The sequence below is a fragment of the Streptomyces sp. NBC_01571 genome (genome assembly GCF_026339875.1).
Classification (GTDB): Bacteria; Actinomycetota; Actinomycetes; order Streptomycetales; family Streptomycetaceae; genus Streptomyces.
In genome coordinates this window covers 405,158-421,355 of the sequence record NZ_JAPEPZ010000001.1, presented here as the reverse complement: position 1 = coordinate 421,355, position 16,198 = coordinate 405,158, and the positions used below count along the sequence as shown (strand labels likewise).

Genomic DNA, 16,198 nt, shown 5'->3' with positions numbered 1-16,198 from the left:
ATTCCTCTTCCCGCGCCCGCCGTCGTGCGTGACCGTACTACGGGGTTGCCGGGTTCCCCTCCGTGCGACGGACACCGGGACAGGCGTCGGCGTGCGGGACGGAGCCCGACCGGACGGCGTCATCCGGTCAACTCACCGACGGCCCGCGCTCCAGCAGGGTCGTCACCGCGGCCCACCTCGTCCACCGGTTCACAGGCTCGTGAGGAGGCCGTCGAGCGGGGTCGGTATCCGGTGGGGGTCGAGGGCCTCGACGAGGAGGCGGCCGTAGCGGATCTTGCGGCCTCGCTTCGTGCCGAGGAAGCGCCGCAACTGCTGTGGCCGGGGCCGACCGTGGTGTGCGGGCTGGCGCAGAAAGGTCCGCCAGGCACGGAGGTCGCCCTCGGCCTGGATGATCTCCTCGACCCTTGCTGTGCCCAGCGCGCGGATGAGTTCGTCCTCCAGATCCGAAACGCACACGAAGAAGCCCCCGTACGGCGCCCGTGCCCGCTCCAGGCCGCGTTCGTAGAAGCCCCGCTCGCCCTCGTCGCACAGCCCGGTCAGACGCAGACCGAGGCCGGGCGGTCCGAGGAGGCCGGCGTAGCGGCCGACGCTCATCGCCCCGCCCATCGGTACGACGCACACCCCCTCGGCGGCCAGGTCCCGGCCACACCGGGCGGCCAGCGCCTCCACGGCCGCGAGGTCACTCAGGCCTTCCAGCAGCACGGCCGTCCGTATCCCCAGTCGTACGGCCAGATCGCCCGCCGGCCCGTCGGGACCGCCGGTCGCCCAGACACCGACCGCGTCCCGGAACGCCCGCATCTCCGCCATGGAGCGAGTCTGCACCCCCGGCCGACGGCACGGCACTGGAATTGTGCGACGTCCCCGCCCGCGACGCCCGGTGCCCTCGCCGCCCGGGCGGCCGGTGAAGCGCGTCTCCTGGGAGGATCCCCCATGGACGCCCTCCCCGGAGCGTCGGCGGACGCGTGTCGAACCGTCAGTAGGCCTTACTCAGACCGGTGTTGGTCATCGGCAGGGGCCCAACTCGGACCATCTCGAGCGACTGTCGCCTCATCGCGCATGTTCTCTCCAACGATGTAAATCATCCTTAGGGACACCGCGCCAAGGCCGTACTCCCGGGCGACTCGGGAGTTCTCCGATGACTCCGAGTGCGACCGGGGCGGGGTGACGAGTCAACTGGACGACGTGAGAAGGAGCCGCATATGAGACCCCGGTCAGCGAGGCGACTGCTGAGATCCCTGCGAGGGCGGACCGGTCTTGCCGTGGTCCTGTGCACCACCGCCGCCATGACAGCGACCGGTACCGGTCCGGCATCGGCGGACGGATCGCACGGTCACCCCCGGATACCGACCGTTTCGGCAGGAGACGCCCGCTTCCAGATCCTCTCACCGACCCTGATACGCACCGAGTACGCCGGTGACGGGAAGTTCACCGACGCCCCGACGTTCAACGCGATCGGTCGCGACGGGTTCACCCCGACCGCGTACACCGCCAAGACCTCCGGCGGCTGGCTCACCGTCAGGACGAGCGCCATGGCTCTGCGGTACAGAATCGGCTCGGGGCGGTTCGACGCGCAGAACCTCACGGTCCAACTGCCGGCCGGCGCCACCCCGGTGACCGCCACCCCGTGGCAACACCTGACCTGCGCGCTCCAGGCCCTGTGCGAGGCCGAGAACCTTCGGTCGAGCGGGGTCTCCGTCGCGTCCGATCACCAGGGCTACACCGGGAGCGGCTTCACCGCCGGATTCGAAGGCACCGGCAGCTCACTCTCCGCTGACATCGATGTCAAGAGTGCGGGCACGTACCAGCTCGACCTGCGGTACGCCAACTCCCGCGGCGGGGACGGCCAGTCCGAGACCCGTACCCTGACCCTCTCCGTGGACGGCGGCGCCCAGCAGAAGGTGAGTCTGCCGGCGACGGCGAACTGGGACACCTGGGATCTCGTCCCCGCGCGTGTCCCACTCGGCACGGGACACCACACATTGACGCTGACCCGCACCGCGTCGGACTCGGGCAATGTCAACATCGACAGCGTCGCCCTGGTCCACCCGGGCGACGCCTACCCGCCCGCATCCAGCACCGCGATCGCGGACTGCCGGTTCGGCGTGAGCTGCGAGGCGGAGGCCGGGCGCATCGGCGGCACCGCGGTCGGCGCCACCGATCACAAGGGATACGCCGGCAACGGCTTCGTCGCCGAGCTCACCCAGGACTCGAGCCTCACCACCCATGTGGTGGACGTTCCCGCAGCCGGCACCTACACCCTGCGAGTCCGCTACGCCAACGGTGTGGGCGCCGACGGTCGGCACGACACGCGCACCGCCTCCGTGTCCGCCGGAGGGACCACCGGCACCCTGTCCTTCCCGGCAACGGAGAACTGGGACACGTGGCAAAGCGCCTCCGTGCCCGTCACGTTGAAGGCGGGGGCGAACGACATCACCCTGAGCTGCCCCGACGCGGCGAGCTGCCACGTGAACGCGGACACCGTCTCCGTGGCCGCGCCCACCGCCGCCGCGCCGCCGCCGCACCTGGCGCTCGGCGGATACCGCCGCGGCCTGGACGGCGTCACCGGCAACGGCGACGCCCCCGTGACCACACCCGGGCTGCTCGACCAGGACGGCTGGTACCTGCTGGACGACACTCCCTCGGCGCTGTACGACATCGCCTCGCAGAAGGTCACCCCACGTCCGGAGCACGGTGGTGAGCCCTACCAGGACGGCTACGTCTTCGGCTACGGCCACGACTACAAGCGGGGGCTCACCGACCTGGCCACGCTCACCGGGCCCCCCGCGCTGCTGCCTGCCTGGGCGTACGGCGTCTGGTACTCGGAGTACATCGACCGCACCGCTGCGGACTACGAGAACACGATCCTGCCGAAGTTCCGGTCCGAGGGCGTCCCGCTCGACGTACTTGTCACGGACACCGACTTCAAAGCCGTGAACTCCTGGAGCGGTTGGGAGATCGACCCCGCCAAGTTCCCCGACCCGAAGGGCTTCTTCGACTGGTCCGCCTCACAGGGCCTGCACAACACGCTCAACGTCCACCCGAGCATCCTCGCGTCGGACCCTCAGTTCGGCCAGGCCATGGCCACGGCCAAGGGCAAGCTGCAGAAGGGCGGTTGTGCCGCGGACGCCAGCGTCACCCACGACTGCTACACCTTCGACTTCGCCGATCCCGACCAGCTCAAGGCATACATGGACCTGCACCGGACCATGGACCAGCAGGGCAACGACTTCTGGTGGCTCGACTGGTGCTGTGACGCGACGCAGTCCTCGCTGCCGGGAGTGACTCCGGACGCGTGGATCAACCAGCAGTACGCCACCGCCACGGCCAAGTCCCACGGCCGCGGGTTCGTCCTCTCGCGCGCCTACGGGTCCCTTCAGGCCGGCGGATACAGCGGTCAGCAGGCGCTGCCCACCGGCCCCTGGGCGGACAAGCGCACCACGGTGCACTTCACCGGCGACACCTCCTCCACCTGGGGAACGCTGAAGCTCGAAGTGGGCTACACCCCGGGCGAGTCGGCCGCAACGGGGATGGCCGCCATCACGCATGACATCGGCGGCCACAACGACACCACCGGGCTGACGGGCTCGGAGCGGTACACCGTCGGCGGGCAGACCCGCACCACCTCCAAGCTGCCCGACGACCTGTACGCGCGCTGGGTCCAGTTCGGTACCTTCCAGCCCATCGACCGTCTGCACAGCAACCACAGCGACCGGCTGCCCTGGCAGTACGGCTCGACGGCCAAGGAGTCGGCGGAGAAGTTCCTCAACCTGCGCGAGAACCTCGTGCCGTACACCTACACGCTCGCCGAGGAGGCGAACCGGACCGGCGTACCGATCGTCCGGCCCACCTACTTGGAGTATCCCGACGAGCAGCAGGCGTACGCGACCGCCGACAGCGAGTACTTCTACGGCCCCGACGTACTGGTCGCCCCCGCCACGACTCCCGGGACGTCCACCACGACCTCGGTGTGGTTCCCGCCCGGCCGGTGGACCGACTACTTCACCGGAAAGACGTACACCGGCGGGACCACCCAGGAAGTCACCACCGACCTGGGCACCATGCCGGTGTTCCTCAAGGCCGGTGGCGTGCTGCCCACCAGGACGCACGACGTCGCCCACGACGACCACAACGCGCTGACGGACGTCACGCTCACCATCGCCGCGGGCGGCTCGGGGTCCTCCAGCCTCTACGAGGACGACGCGACCGCCACGGGCGGGGGCCATGGTGCGACCACGGAGATCCGGTACAAGGAAGCAGGCGGGCGTCACACGGTGTCGATCAGCCCCACGAAGGGCTCCTTCCGCGGTCAGGTCGAACACCGCCGGTGGACCCTTTCGATCATGGGAGCGAGCAGGCCGACCCGCGTCACCGCCACGGGGGTGCACCTGTCCCCCCAGGCGTACCACTGGGACGCCGCCACCGGGATTCTGACCGTGGACGTTCCACGGCACACCGTCCACGCACCGATCACCGTGACCTACCGGTAGGAGCCGGGAACCACCGCTGAGCAACATCGTCGCGGCCGCGGCGGACCGGCGCGAAGCGCGCCCGCCGCGGCCGCGAATCCCGCAGCGCACATCAGAGCCGAAGCGCGTCCGAAGCGTACTGCCACAGACGATCAGCCGCCTTCGGGTCGAGGGCGTGCGCGGCCACGCCACCCGGAGTGGCGCTGTCGTTCGTCACGAGGGACGCTTCCTGGTTGTCCTCGAAGTAGCGGCCGGTCACACCGTCGAGCAGGGGTGACGCCGCGAGCAGCACGGAGGTCGCCGCTCCCTGAGCCGGAGTCTTGTAGTACGGCAGCGGAGTGAGGTTGCCTTCGGGATCCATGACCCCGAACGAACGCATGGTGTCGTCGTCGAGGTGCCGCTGCAGATTGGTGAGAATATAGCCGGGATTGAGGGCGTTGACCGTGATGCCTTCCCCGGACCATCTGGTAGCGCCCACGGTAAAGAGAACCTCTGCCGATTTCGACTGACCGTAGGCAGTCCAGGGGTCGTACGGACGCCGCTCGAAGTGAGGGTCGTCGAAGTCGAAGGGCGCGTTCAGGTGCGCTCCGGAGCTGACCATCACGACCCGAGCGGAGCCGCTTTCCGACAGGGCGCCGTGCAGGGCCGTGGCGAGAGCGAAGTGGCCGAGGAAATTCGTGGCCAGCTGGAGTTCCCAACCCTGTGCGGTGACCACTCTCCGAGGGACGGCCATGATGCCGGCGTTCGCCACGAGCACATCCAGCGGCCCCCTCCAGTCCTGCGCGAAGGCCCTGACCGAAGCCAGGTCGGAGAGATCCAGTGGCGCGATCCGTACAGAGCCGGTTCCGGCGGCACCGGCATCCTCACGGAGAAGCGGTTCCGCCACCTCTGGACGGCGGGCCGCGATGGTGACCTCCGCTCCGGCCGCGGCGAGAGCCCTGACGGTCTCGGTGCCGATGCCGGATGCGCCGCCGGTGACGATCGCGCGTCGACCCGTGAGATCGACCCCTTCGATCACTTCGGAGGCTGTGGACTGCGCGGAGAAAGGGGTGACCAGAAGTTGTTCAGAGTTCACAGGGGTGCCTTTTCGAAAAGCGCGGGCTGGATATGCCCCGACCCTAGGACGAGCCGACCCGTACCTACCATCATCAGCAGTCCGAGAGACTTTATCGAGCGTCCAGGGGAGATACGTGGATTCCCTTCTCAGAAGGTGAGCACGAGCCTGCCGCGCACACCGCCCGCTTCGAAACGGCGATGTGCCTCGGCTGCCCGGTCGGCCGGGAACTCCTGCGCGACCCTCAGCGAGATCCGGCCTTCCTCCGCGAGGACGCGCAGGGCGTCGGGCTTGTCGTTGGCATGGCGGTAGTCCGGCACGAACAGGTGTCGGACCGTCACGTTCCCGTGTGCGTCCGGGGGAGGGGTACCGGGTTCCCGCTCGCTGCGCACCAGCGCCGTCCGACCGCCTGGCCGGACGGCGGGGAGTGCCTCGGCGCCCATGACCGCGGCGTCCACCAGGGCTTCGACGCCACCGGGAACGACCTCGCGGACACGCCCCGCGATACCGGCTCCCCGGGGGACGATCCGATCGGCGCCCAGCGAGCGAACCAGCTTCTCGTCGGCGGGAGCCGCGTCCGCCACGACGCGCAGTCCGTCCGCCTTGGCCGGCTGCACGACGTATCCGCCCACAGCGCCCGCGGCTCCAGTCACGGCGATCCAGTCCCCGGGAACCAGGCCCAGCAGGTCGAGGGCGCGGCGTGCGGTCAGCCCGTTCATCGGAAGAGTGGACGCCTCGGCGTGTGTGGTCCCGGCCGGTGCCCTGACGACCTGTCGGGCGTCGAGGACGATGTACTGCGCGTAGGCGCCGCCGGAGGGTCGATGGGGATGACGATCGCCATCACACGGTCACCGGCCCGCAGGTCGGTGACCGTGCCCGGACCGATCTCGTCGACCACGCCCGCCGCGTCCATGCCGGGCCGGTAGGGCGGGGTCAGGCGTCCCGCGAGCATCTGGTCGATGTACCCGTTGCTAAGAGCCTCAGCTGCTCTCAGCATTCCGGGCATTTCGGCCCGGAAGGTCCGTCTCGTCACCAAAGCGTGAGGGCTTCGGCGTGAGTACGGTCTCTCGCTTCCTCCTGCCGCTGGTGCGGCAGGGTTGCGCCACCTGCCCGCCCCGCGCTCGCCTTGCGGCGGGTGCGGGTGGCGCGGGTCTTCTGGTCGGCTCCACGAGGCTTCGACACCACCTCGGTGGTGTCCTGGTCTCCAGCCACTCCGGTACCAGTCAGGCAGGCTGCCGCGAGAGCGGCGAGGTTGAGTGCGGCGTTGTCGTCCCGGTCGATGACCAGGCCGCAGGTGTCGCATTCGTAGGTCCGGACGTGCAGCGGCAGCTTGGCTTTCACCGCGCCGCACCCGGAACAGGTCTTCGAGGAGGGGTACCAGCGGTCCGCGGCCACGAGGTGGGTGGTGTGGCGCTGGCGGGTTTTATAGGTGAGCTGGCGTCGGATCTCTGCGAATCCGGCGTCGGCGATCCTGCGCGCGAGGCGCCGGTTGCGGAGCATCCCGGCGACGTTCAGGTCCTCGATCACGACCGTGCCGTACTCGGCCGCAACGCTCGTGGTGAGCTTGTGCAGGGCGTCCGCGCGGAGGTTCGCCACCCGGTGGTGCACGCGGTTGCGGGCGGCGTTGGCCTTCTCCCACCGCTTCGACGGCTTCTGTCCGGTGCGCCGGTCGGGGCCCTGGCGGCGGGAGACGATGCGAGAGGCGCGGCGCAGCTGCTTGCGTGCCCGGTCGTAGTGTCCGGGGTTCGCGACGGTGCGGATCTCACCCGTCGAGTCGGCCATGACCGCGAGGGTCTTCACGCCGAGGTCGATGCCGACCGCCACGTCCGGCCGCGCCACACGTTCGAGGTCGCGCTTGACCTCGGCCTGGAAGGCGACGTACCAGCGTCCGCGCTCGTGCCGCACGGTCGCGGACAGGATCCGGGCCGTCCCGGCCTCAACGCGCGCGAGGAGCTTCACCGTGGGCTCGTGGGTACGGATCGTGCCCAGCCTCGGCAGCGTCACGTGCCGGCCGCCCGTGTCCACGCGGATCGCGCCGGTCGTGAACCGGCAGGAAAGACGGGCCTTCCGCTTCGACTTGAAGCGGGGCGTACCCATCCGCTTGCCGTGCCGCTTGCCCTGCTTGGACTTGGTGTAGTTGTCGAACGCCGCCGCAGCGTTGGCGAGGCCGGTGTTGTACGCCTCTTTGGAGTTCTCCTCCCACCAGGCGGCGAACCTGGGGTCAGCGTGCTTGGTCTCGTTGAACGCCTTCCTCAGTGCGGGCAGCGACCACGGCCGCCACTGCGTCAGCCCGGCCTCGGCGATGCCGTAGGACTCCTCCGCGCGGCGCTGCCACCACGACGCGGTCACCCAACCGACAGCCCAGTTGTACGCGGCACGCGCCGCGCCGCAGTGCGAGCGCAGCGCGTGCTCCTGAGTCGTGTTCGGGTCCAGGGCGAACCGGAACGCCTGAACCTGGAACCCGGGCTGTGGCTGGAATTTCTTCACTCGGCAGCCTCGCCGGTCGCCACGGCCACCGCGCGGGCGGCCCGGTCCTTCGCCGCCCGCCGCCCGTACAGGCGGGCACACATCGAGGTCAGCACCTCGGTGATGTCGCGCACCAGGTCATCGGCGGTCTCGGTGGGGTCGAGGACAACCAGGCGCCGCCCGGAGGCGGACAGGACGGCTTCGAGATGCTCGACGCCGAACCGGGCCAGCCGGTCCCGGTGCTCGACCACGATCACCGCGGCCCGCGGGTCGGACAGCAGGCGGTGCAACTTGCGCCGACGCCCGTTCGGCCCCGAGCCGACCTCGGTCACGACCTCCGCAACCGGCAGGCCGAGCCCGGTAGCCCCCTGGACCACGCGGGCCACCTGCCGGTCAAGATCCGGCTTCTGGTCCGCCGACGAAACCCGGCAGTACGCCACGACACGGCCGGACGTCTCCGGGGCGGGCTCGTCGACCAACCACGTACCAGACGGCGTCTGGCGCACCGGGACCGGCATGCGGCCCTCTTTCGCCCACGTCCACGCGGTCTGGTAGTGCACACCGTTGCGCGCCGCCCATTCGGAAAGCTTCACGCGATCAAGATAACAGATGAGAAAAGCTGAGATTTACTGATGGATCATGCAACAGTTGAAAGCCCCTGCGCAGCAGGACATTCGAGGGGTTCACCGCCGCCGCGTGCACGCGGACCCGGATCTGCCCGGCCCCCACCTCCGGGACGGGGAGGCCGACGACCTCGAGTCCTTCGGCCTCGCCGTAATGGAAGACGCGTACGGCCTTCGTCTCGCTTCGTTCCTCTTTCGGGGGCCGCAGGGGTGGCCGTGATGTCCCCGGCACGGGAGGCAGCCATGCGCGGCGACATATTGTTTACTGAATAGTCATTACAGAATGTGGCGGGGTCGCCGCGGCCGTCGAGCGGGAGGACGGTCACCGCTGCCGGATCGTGGTCGTGCGCCGGGAAGGGACCGGCGGCCGGATGGGCTGGGTGAGGCTCAGTAGCCGGCGGTCAGCGCGCCGTCGATCGCGAGGGCGGCGCCATTGATGAACGGGCTCTCGTCGCTGAGCAGGAAGGCGGCGAACGCGGCGATCTCCGTTTCGTCGGCGGCCCGGCCGGCCGGCTGCCGGCTGAGCAGGGCGCTCGCGGCCTCCGGGCTGCCCGCGGCGAACCCTCGCCAGAGCGGGGTGTCTACCAGGCCCGTCACCAGGGCGTTGACCCGCACGCTCTCCTTCGTGGCGTCGAGCGCCGCGGAACGCGTGAGGCCCACGACGCCGTGCTTGGCGGCCGAGTAGGCGACGGCCGTCGGGTCGCCCGCCACGCCGACCACGGAGGCGTTGTTGACGACCGAGCCGCCACCACTGGCGATGATCGCCGGGATCTCGTGCTTGAGGCTGTAGAAGACGCTGGTCAGGTTGAGGGCGATGACGCGGTCCCAGAACGACGCCTCCGTGTCCCGGATCGTCCCCCGGATGTCGCCGCCGCCCGCGTTGTTGAAGGCGCCGTGCAGACCGCCGAACTCCTTGACCGCGACGTCGACCAGGTGGGCGATCTCCTCCTCGACGGTGACGTCCGTCGGGACGAAGAGGGCTTTCCCGCCGTCCCGGGCGATCTCCGCCACGGTCGTGTCACCGCGTTCCTTGTCACGTGCCCCGATGAGTACGGTCGCGCCCTCGGCCGCGGCCCGCCTCGCGAACGCCGACCCCATGCCGGAGGTGCCTCCGGTGACGATGACGACCTTGGATTCCAGACGGTTGGACATGTCGCTCCGTTCCCTGCCCGGCACGGCCGAATTGGTGGGCCGCCGGGAGTACGTGCTTGCGCTGACTCGCGGTCGGACCGGCCCGGATCGTCATGTGATCCGTGCGTCCGGCTGACTCTCCGACCTGCCGAATCCGGACCTTATCAGTATCAGGAACGATCGGTCATTAAATAATGTGTGACGGTGGCGACAGCATCGCGGGACTCGATCGGGTGACGCGAGAGCGGCTGCGCCTGAGGGCGGTGGGCCACTCCGCCCCGCCCGAAAAATCTGTACCGATCGTTCTGACCTGTGTATACTCCGCCCTTATGGCGCGTCTCAGGGAGTTCGACACAGAAGGAGCTGTGGAGGCGGCCATGAACGCCTTCCGGTGCAACGGCTACGACGGCACGTCGATCCAGGACCTGGTCGAGGCCACGGGCGTCGGCCGCGGCTCTCTGTACGCGGCCTTCGGCAGCAAGGAGGGCCTGTACCTGGCGGCGATGGACCGCTACCGGGACCGCTACGCCCTGCCGCTGGTCGAGATCCTTCGCCAGGGAGCCCCGGGCCGTGAGCTGCTGCACTCCGTCCTGGTCGCGGCGATCGACGACATCGTGCGCGACGGCAGCCGACGGGCATGCCTCATCGTCGGCGCTGTCGTCGGCCGGACAGCCTACGACCCCCAGGTCACCGCGCACGTGCAGTCGACGACGGAGCTGCTGGAGGACGCGCTGTACCAGGTCGTGGCGGAAGCGCAGGCGGACGGTCAGCTGTCCGACAAGCGCGATGCACGGGACCTGGCCCGGTACCTCATCATGACCATGCACGGGCTCAGAGTCATGGGTGCCATGAACCCCGACCGCGCGTCCCTCATGGAGATCGCCGAGACCGCTCTCGACGCCCTCGACTGACGATCCGAGCCACCTACCTGGGCGGCGGGACCCGGCAGGCGGTGACGTGCTGCGACACCGGGACTGTCCGTCAGCCCCGGGTGCCTCCGACGCGCCGCCCGCCTCGGGGCTGAATCGGGAAGGCGAGGGAGAGGGTCTCGGCGCCTACTCCTCGCGCTCGTATTCCGCCTGGGCACGCTGGGCATCGAGCTCGTTCTGGGCCGTCGTGTAAAGGTCATGAACGAATTCTTCGGCTTTCTTCTCTCCGGGCGAATCACCCGTGAGGTCCTTGAGCCGATCGACCCATGTATCGCTGGGTTCGGTCATCTCAGCCTCCAATCGCAGGCGCTGCGGCCTGCGAAGGATCGCCGTGCCGTGGGCGTCTCCCGCGGCATGTCGGGCTTCGGCAGCAACGCGCCGCCTCCCCGCAGGAGAAATGCTACGCCTCCGGGCTGGTCCCGGCGCTGGGGCGCCGCTTCGACGGAGACGCACGCCATGGCGCTCGGCGACGAGGACGAGCCGGAGCTTCCCAAGTTCCGGCCCTGGCGCCACCTCGCCGCCACCTGGGCCGTCGTCGCGCGGACGCTGCGCACGGGCGCGGGCCGTCAGCGAGAGGCCGCAGGTCGGGAGTTCGGTCCGGGGTGCCGACTCAGATCGGCGCCGTAGAGCGCGGTCAACTCATGGCCGAGAACAGGTGCGATGGCCTCGGCGTAGCACTCGGTGAGGTGACTGTCGTCCCGGTAGACGAAGGTGTCACCCACCACCACGGGGCAGCCACCGGTGCCGCAGAGCCAGGGGGCCGGGTCGACCACCGTGACTCCGGTGGCCGCCGCCGCGTCGGTGATCTCACGCTTCTTTCCGGGGTCTTTGACCGCGTCCCCGATACCGGACGCGCACCGGTCCAGCTCCAGCGGATGGGTCCCCGCGCAGTCGACCGCGTCCTCCTTGGGCCAGGGGGTGTCCACGACGGCCAGCACCTCGGCGCCACTCCTCACCAGTTCCCGGTAGGTCCGCTCGAAGCCGTCGGTCCACTGGCGGCGCGGGTCAGCGGAGGGTCGGGCCAGGTCGGCCGAGTCCGAGGAGGAGGTGATCACCAGAGCGGGGCGCAGGGACCTGATCCTGGCCAGTTGCCTGGTGCGCCACCGGTCGCAGGACACGTAAGGCTCGCCCTGATAGACGGTGGTGACGGCGGAGACCTTGCACGACGACTTGGTCATCGATATCAGTTTCCAGTGGCGCTCCTTGGCCAGCCGGTCGAGCGCCGGGAACCACTGGGCCGCGTGCGAGTCCCCGAAGAGCACCACCACCTTCGACGCGGACCGGTCGCCGTAGACACACGGCGGTGTCGCCGTGCTCACGTAGCCGATGTGGCAGCCGTCCCGATAGACCGGGGACAACGTCCCCTTGATCCTGGTGAGTCCGGGCGTCAGATTGCTCGGCAGACTGTGATGCGGTCCTTCCAGCAGCTCGGTCAGCCTCGCCTGCGGATCGGCCGCCCCCGTGAGCGCGCTCCTCAGCCCCGGCGCCGCGACGTCCGAGGCTATGGGCGGCGGGAAACTCGTCGCGACCAGCGCCGCCGCCGCGGCGCCCGCCGTCAGTACCGCTCCCAGCCCCAGTGCCCGGACCGGACGGCCGCGGAACACCCGGTGGAACCGCACCGGGTTCTCCACCAGGTGCAGCGTGACCCAGGCCAGCAGCAGGGCGATCGCCGCGGACGCCAGCCCGAACGGAGCGGTCGCCGGCCTGTCCAACGCCATCGGCAGGATCACCAGCACCGGCCAGTGCCACAGATACCAGCTGTACGAGAGACCGCCGACCCACACGGCCGGCCGGAGCGACAGCAACCTGCCGGCGCCGTACCGCGCGGGTGAACATCCGCCCGCCAGCACCAGGGCGACGCCGAGCACCGGCACGAGAGCGTAGTAACCGGGAAACGGCGTGTTGTCGTCGAACCTGACCGCCGCGACCAGCAGCGAGACCAGCCCGATCCAGCTCATCGGCCCGGACGCCCACGTGGGCAACCGCTCCAGCCTGCCGACGGAGAGGGCGAGCAGCGCACCGGCGCCGAGTTCCCAGAAGCGGGTGTGCGAGCCGAAGTACGCCCAGGAGGCCGAGGTGTCCGTCACCTGCACGTTCAGCGCGAAGGAGATCCCGCACAGCATCGCGAAGGGCACGGCCACCAGCCCGGTCCGGCGTCGCGCGAGCTTCCAGCCGCCCCACAGCAGCAAGGGCCAGACCACGTAGAACTGCTCCTCGACCGCCAGTGACCAGAAGTGCTGGTACGGCGACGGCGGGCTGTCCGCGTTGAGGTAGTCGGTGCCGGCGTTCGCCAGCCGGAAGTTCACCACGTAGAGGGTGCTGCTGAGCGCGTCCCCCACGTACTCCTCGAAGCGGATCTTCGACAGGTAGAGCCAGGCGCCGCAGAGCGTGGCGAGCCCGACGACGGTCGATGCGGGCAGCAGTCGCAGCGCCCGGCGGGCGTAGAACCTCCGCACCGAGATGCGGCCGTCCCGCGCCAGCTCGCGCAGGAGCAACGAGGTGATGAGAAAGCCCGATATCACGAAGAAGACGTCGACCCCGATGTAGCCGCCCGCGACATGGCGGACGCCGGCGTGCGCGAGCACCACCAGCGAGACCGCGAGCGCGCGCAGACCCTGGATGTCGAGGCGAAGCGGTGCTCCGGCCGCTGGCCGGGCGCGCGTTCCGGTGCCCGAACCCCCCGCCGTTTCGTCGCCGCCCGGGTCGTGCGGTGGGGATGTCGGCGCCTGCGTCGCACTCTCTGCGGGCCAGGCAGCACGAACCACGGGAATCTCCTCCGGATGATGGTGGATGAGCGCCGAACCGCACGGCGCCGCTGATCAGACCGACCATCAACGGCAAGGGTTGCGGTAAATCGGCCCGGCTCACCAGGCCCATCACCTTTCTTCGTCGAAGCCCTACCCGCCGTTCCCGAACCGTTCATCGGATCGCATCCACGGAGCTTGGCCGCGGTGCCTCGCAGGGCCTCGCGGGGGAGCGCGACCGGAGGATTTCCGCAGTCGCGTGAGCAGGAGGCACACCTCGACCTGCCATCTCCTCCCGGCCAGCGGCCAGCGGCCAGCGGCCGGCGGCCGGCGGCGGCTGGAGGCGGAGGAGCAGCCCGTCGTCCCCCCGGGTGACGACGGGCTGTCGGCGCGGGCGGATGGTGACTCGCTCACCGGGGCCGACGCGGAGGACGGCATCGCCTGTCCCGACGTGACCGTCCTGGAGATCGGGCAGCACGCATCAGCGTTGGAATGTGGGCACTTGTGGCCGCCTCACACCCTCATGGTTGGCTGCCTCATGCCCTCATGCCCTCATGCCCTCATGGTTGTTCTTCAGCGGTCTTCGGTTCGCTGATCCGGCGGGCGGCCTCGACGACCGCCGAGCGGTGCAGGGCGAGACGCTCGCGCGACCAGGACTGGTTGATCCCTCCGGGGTCGACATCCTCGGCGGCCGAGAACCACGCCTGGGCCACGGCCAGGACCATGGTCAGGAGATCGTCCGGCCGCATCTCCGGGGCGAGGCCGCCGCGCTCCTGGGCGACGGCCACTTCGGCGGCCTTGCGCCGGAACGCGTCCGGTTCGAGTCCGGTGGTGGAGGGGCGCTCCAGCAGCTTCCACAACCGCAGGCGCATGAGGTCCGGCCGGGCGACAAGGTGGTCGAAGACCGCTCCGGCGTAACCGGGCAGATCCTCGACGTCGAAGGGCACGGACTCGGCTCCCGCCGTCATCGCCTGTCGCAGTACCTCGTCGAACAACTGCTCCTTGTTACCGAAGTAGACATAGATCAGCCGCTTGTTCGCTCCGGCGGCCTCGGCGATCCGGTCCACTCGGGCACCCGCGATGCCGTGGGCGGCGAATTCGGTGAAGGCGGCGTCGAGCAGCCGGGCCTTGGTGGCGCTGGAATCCCGTGGCATACGCCTCACCCTAGCAAGTAACTATCTGGTTATTGACATCAGTGGGTCACCGGGGGCCGAGACCTCGCAACCGGCTGACCCGGCAGTGGAGTTGTGCGCGTCACATGGCCGGTTCCGCCCAGAGGCCGGGCGGCATGACACCGACGGAGCGGCCATGGGGATCCAGGAGATGTGGGTGACGACCCGGGCCTGTACGGCGGTGATGTCGGGACAGCGCGGGAGCAGGTCGAGGGTGTAGTGGGAGAGCGCCGGCAGTTCACGGGTGGCGACGATGGAGAGGATGTCGTGGCCGGCGGCCGCCCGCTCGATCGTGATCATGTGAGGGTGGGTGCTCAGCGACCGGGCGACCTTGGCGGTGGCTCCTGGGGCACGGTCGATCAGGCTGAAGGCCATGCGGGTCTGCTCGAAGAGGCGCGGACCCGGGGAGACGGCCACCCAGGCGGCCCCCGGTGGCTGGGACGCGGCCGTCTCCCTCGCGGAGAAGCTGCGCGCTTCCGTCTACGGTGCCCCGCTGCTGGACCGTGCGTCGTTCCCCGAGGACCATCCCCAGTTCCGTGGTCCGCTCGGGATGTCGGTGAAGACCATCAGTGACCGGCTGACCGGTCACGACCTGGTGGTCGTGATCGGTGCGGAGGTGTTCCGGTACTACCCCTACGTGCCCGGCGACTACCTCCCCCCGGACACGGAGCTCCTGCAGATCACGGCCGATCCGGCGGTCGCCGCGGCGGCACGTGTGGGCGACAGCCTCCTGGGTGACCCCGCGATCGCGATCGAGCTGCTCCTGGACATGGTCACGGATGGCTCGGCGCGGACCGCTCCGGAACCGATGCCACGCCCCCGGGAGCTGCCGCGGACGCCGAACAGCCCGCTCACCCCGCCCGAGGTCTACGCCGCTCTGAGCAGAGTCCGGCCGTCCGAGGCGGTCATCGTCAACGAGTCGACCTCCACGCTGGCGCAGCAGGTCGAGTGGCTCCCCACCACCCGGACCGGATCGTTCTTCGCCACGGCCAGTGGGGGCATCGGCTGGGGCACCCCGGCCGCCGTCGGTGTCGCGCCGACCGGGACAGGGGCGTGGAACGGCCGGTGGTCGGCCTGATCGGTGACGGCTCCTTCCAGTACGCCGTGCAATCCATCTACACGGCGGCCCAGCACAACCTCCCGATCGTCTACGTGGTCATGCGCAACCACGAGTACTCGATCCTCAAGTCGTTCGCCGTGCTGGAGGAGACCCCGGGCGTGCCCGGACTCGACCTGCCGGGGATCGGCATCGCGTCCTTGGCCCGCGGCTTCGGGTGCCGCGCGGTCGAGGCGGAGACCACCGACGACCTGGAACGGGAGTTCACGGCGGCCCTGAGCGCCGGCACCACCACGGTCATCGTCGTACCCACGCAGCCCCAGAAGGCGATGCTGTAGGCCGTCCGGCCCGCACGATCGGTGGAAGGAAGTTGACCACGGACCGTGGACTGAAGGACCGGGTGTACATCGTCACCGGTGGCACCCGCGGGCTGGGCAGGGCAACCGCGCGTGAACTGACGGCGGACGGAGCGAGGGTGGTCATCAGTGGCCGCGACGAGAAGTCGGTGGCCGCCGCCGAGGCCGGGCTCATACGGTTCATGGGGGGCCGACGCGGA

15 protein-coding genes and 1 pseudogene are annotated in these 16,198 nt (G+C 69.8%); 5 read left to right on the top strand and 11 right to left on the bottom strand.

The features are described 5' to 3' along the window. Positions 1-189: 189 nt before the first annotated feature. Positions 190-807 (bottom strand): TOPRIM nucleotidyl transferase/hydrolase domain-containing protein, encoded by a 618-nt coding sequence (locus tag OHB41_RS01995; RefSeq protein ID WP_266696197.1) that lies wholly within the window; start codon positions 805-807, stop codon positions 190-192. Between the two features lie 476 nt (positions 808-1,283). Here OHB41_RS01995 and OHB41_RS01990 point away from each other — a divergent pair, with 476 nt between their 5' ends. Further along, positions 1,284-4,487, top strand: a complete 3,204-nt coding sequence (locus OHB41_RS01990; RefSeq protein WP_266696196.1) for a TIM-barrel domain-containing protein — start codon at positions 1,284-1,286, stop codon at positions 4,485-4,487. A 91-nt stretch (positions 4,488-4,578) separates the two neighbouring features. On the opposite strand, the gene OHB41_RS01985 is transcribed toward OHB41_RS01990, so the two are convergent. From OHB41_RS01985 to OHB41_RS01960, 6 genes are all read right to left on the bottom strand, one after another. Beyond that, a complete protein-coding gene (locus tag OHB41_RS01985) occupies positions 4,579-5,541 on the bottom strand; it encodes an SDR family NAD(P)-dependent oxidoreductase (RefSeq protein WP_266696195.1) in 963 nt (320 codons plus the stop codon). A 128-nt stretch (positions 5,542-5,669) separates the two neighbouring features. Next, the gene (locus OHB41_RS01980; protein WP_266696194.1) at positions 5,670-6,239 is read right to left on the bottom strand and encodes a zinc-binding dehydrogenase; all 570 of its coding nucleotides are present in this window, start codon (positions 6,237-6,239) and stop codon (positions 5,670-5,672) included. Continuing rightward, positions 6,236-6,517, bottom strand: a complete 282-nt coding sequence (locus OHB41_RS01975) for an alcohol dehydrogenase catalytic domain-containing protein (protein ID WP_266696193.1) — start codon at positions 6,515-6,517, stop codon at positions 6,236-6,238. Before OHB41_RS01975 ends, OHB41_RS01980 begins: the two co-directional genes overlap by 4 nt. 32 nt (positions 6,518-6,549) lie before the next feature. Then, a complete protein-coding gene (gene tnpB / locus OHB41_RS01970) occupies positions 6,550-8,007 on the bottom strand; it encodes an IS607 family element RNA-guided endonuclease TnpB (RefSeq protein WP_143604948.1) in 1,458 nt (485 codons plus the stop codon). Then, entirely contained in the window at positions 8,004-8,579 is a 576-nt protein-coding gene (locus tag OHB41_RS01965; RefSeq protein WP_266696192.1) for an IS607 family transposase, read from the bottom strand. The genes tnpB and OHB41_RS01965 overlap by 4 nt, the downstream gene beginning before the upstream one ends. A 417-nt stretch (positions 8,580-8,996) precedes the next feature. After that, positions 8,997-9,761 carry an SDR family NAD(P)-dependent oxidoreductase gene (locus tag OHB41_RS01960; RefSeq protein WP_266696191.1) on the bottom strand — a complete coding sequence of 255 codons (765 nt, stop codon included), beginning with the start codon at positions 9,759-9,761 and terminating at the stop codon, positions 8,997-8,999. A 356-nt stretch (positions 9,762-10,117) separates the two neighbouring features. Here OHB41_RS01960 and OHB41_RS01955 point away from each other — a divergent pair, with 356 nt between their 5' ends. After that, entirely contained in the window at positions 10,118-10,651 is a 534-nt protein-coding gene (locus tag OHB41_RS01955) for a TetR/AcrR family transcriptional regulator (protein WP_266696190.1), read from the top strand. A gap of 144 nt (positions 10,652-10,795) precedes the next feature. Here the strand turns inward: OHB41_RS01955 and OHB41_RS01950 are convergent, their stop codons facing one another. From OHB41_RS01950 to OHB41_RS01935, 4 genes are all read right to left on the bottom strand, one after another. Further along, a complete protein-coding gene (locus OHB41_RS01950) occupies positions 10,796-10,957 on the bottom strand; it encodes a hypothetical protein (RefSeq protein WP_266696189.1) in 162 nt (53 codons plus the stop codon). Between the two features lie 278 nt (positions 10,958-11,235). Next, positions 11,236-13,434: an acyltransferase family protein gene (locus OHB41_RS01945; RefSeq protein ID WP_266696188.1), complete on the bottom strand. Its 2,199-nt coding sequence runs from the start codon at positions 13,432-13,434 to the stop codon at positions 11,236-11,238. A gap of 539 nt (positions 13,435-13,973) precedes the next feature. After that, complete coding sequence (locus OHB41_RS01940; RefSeq protein ID WP_266696187.1) at positions 13,974-14,567, bottom strand: TetR/AcrR family transcriptional regulator; 594 nt, start codon at positions 14,565-14,567, stop codon at positions 13,974-13,976. 21 nt (positions 14,568-14,588) lie between these two features. Further along, a complete protein-coding gene (locus OHB41_RS01935; protein WP_266696186.1) occupies positions 14,589-14,960 on the bottom strand; it encodes a hypothetical protein in 372 nt (123 codons plus the stop codon). On the opposite strand from OHB41_RS01935, the gene OHB41_RS01930 reads away from it, so the two are divergent. The 3 genes and pseudogenes from OHB41_RS01930 to OHB41_RS01920 form a co-directional block, all read left to right on the top strand. Beyond that, on the top strand, positions 14,959-15,663 hold the full coding sequence (locus tag OHB41_RS01930; protein WP_266696185.1) for a hypothetical protein: 705 nt from the start codon (positions 14,959-14,961) through the stop codon (positions 15,661-15,663). The two genes, OHB41_RS01935 and OHB41_RS01930, sit on opposite strands and share 2 nt — an antisense overlap. Further along, complete coding sequence (locus tag OHB41_RS01925; RefSeq protein ID WP_266696184.1) at positions 15,639-15,980, top strand: thiamine pyrophosphate-dependent enzyme; 342 nt, start codon at positions 15,639-15,641, stop codon at positions 15,978-15,980. Before OHB41_RS01930 ends, OHB41_RS01925 begins: the two co-directional genes overlap by 25 nt. Before the next feature lie 32 nt (positions 15,981-16,012). Then, a pseudogene (locus OHB41_RS01920) lies at positions 16,013-16,171 on the top strand (SDR family NAD(P)-dependent oxidoreductase); the annotation flags it as partial. Positions 16,172-16,198: the final 27 nt, after the last annotated feature.

Coding starts and splice junctions, on each gene's coding strand:
- OHB41_RS01960 (WP_266696191.1), bottom strand. CDS start 9,761: ATGTCCAACCGTCTGGAATCCAAGGTCGTCATCGTCACCGGAGGCACC.
- OHB41_RS01950 (WP_266696189.1), bottom strand. CDS start 10,957: ATGACCGAACCCAGCGATACATGGGTCGATCGGCTCAAGGACCTCACG.
- OHB41_RS01990 (WP_266696196.1), top strand. CDS start 1,284: ATGACAGCGACCGGTACCGGTCCGGCATCGGCGGACGGATCGCACGGT.
- OHB41_RS01995 (WP_266696197.1), bottom strand. CDS start 807: ATGGCGGAGATGCGGGCGTTCCGGGACGCGGTCGGTGTCTGGGCGACC.
- OHB41_RS01940 (WP_266696187.1), bottom strand. CDS start 14,567: ATGCCACGGGATTCCAGCGCCACCAAGGCCCGGCTGCTCGACGCCGCC.
- OHB41_RS01930 (WP_266696185.1), top strand. CDS start 14,959: ATGCGGGTCTGCTCGAAGAGGCGCGGACCCGGGGAGACGGCCACCCAG.
- OHB41_RS01975 (WP_266696193.1), bottom strand. CDS start 6,517: ATGCTGAGAGCAGCTGAGGCTCTTAGCAACGGGTACATCGACCAGATG.
- OHB41_RS01955 (WP_266696190.1), top strand. CDS start 10,118: ATGAACGCCTTCCGGTGCAACGGCTACGACGGCACGTCGATCCAGGAC.
- OHB41_RS01980 (WP_266696194.1), bottom strand. CDS start 6,239: ATGAACGGGCTGACCGCACGCCGCGCCCTCGACCTGCTGGGCCTGGTT.
- OHB41_RS01935 (WP_266696186.1), bottom strand. CDS start 14,960: ATGGCCTTCAGCCTGATCGACCGTGCCCCAGGAGCCACCGCCAAGGTC.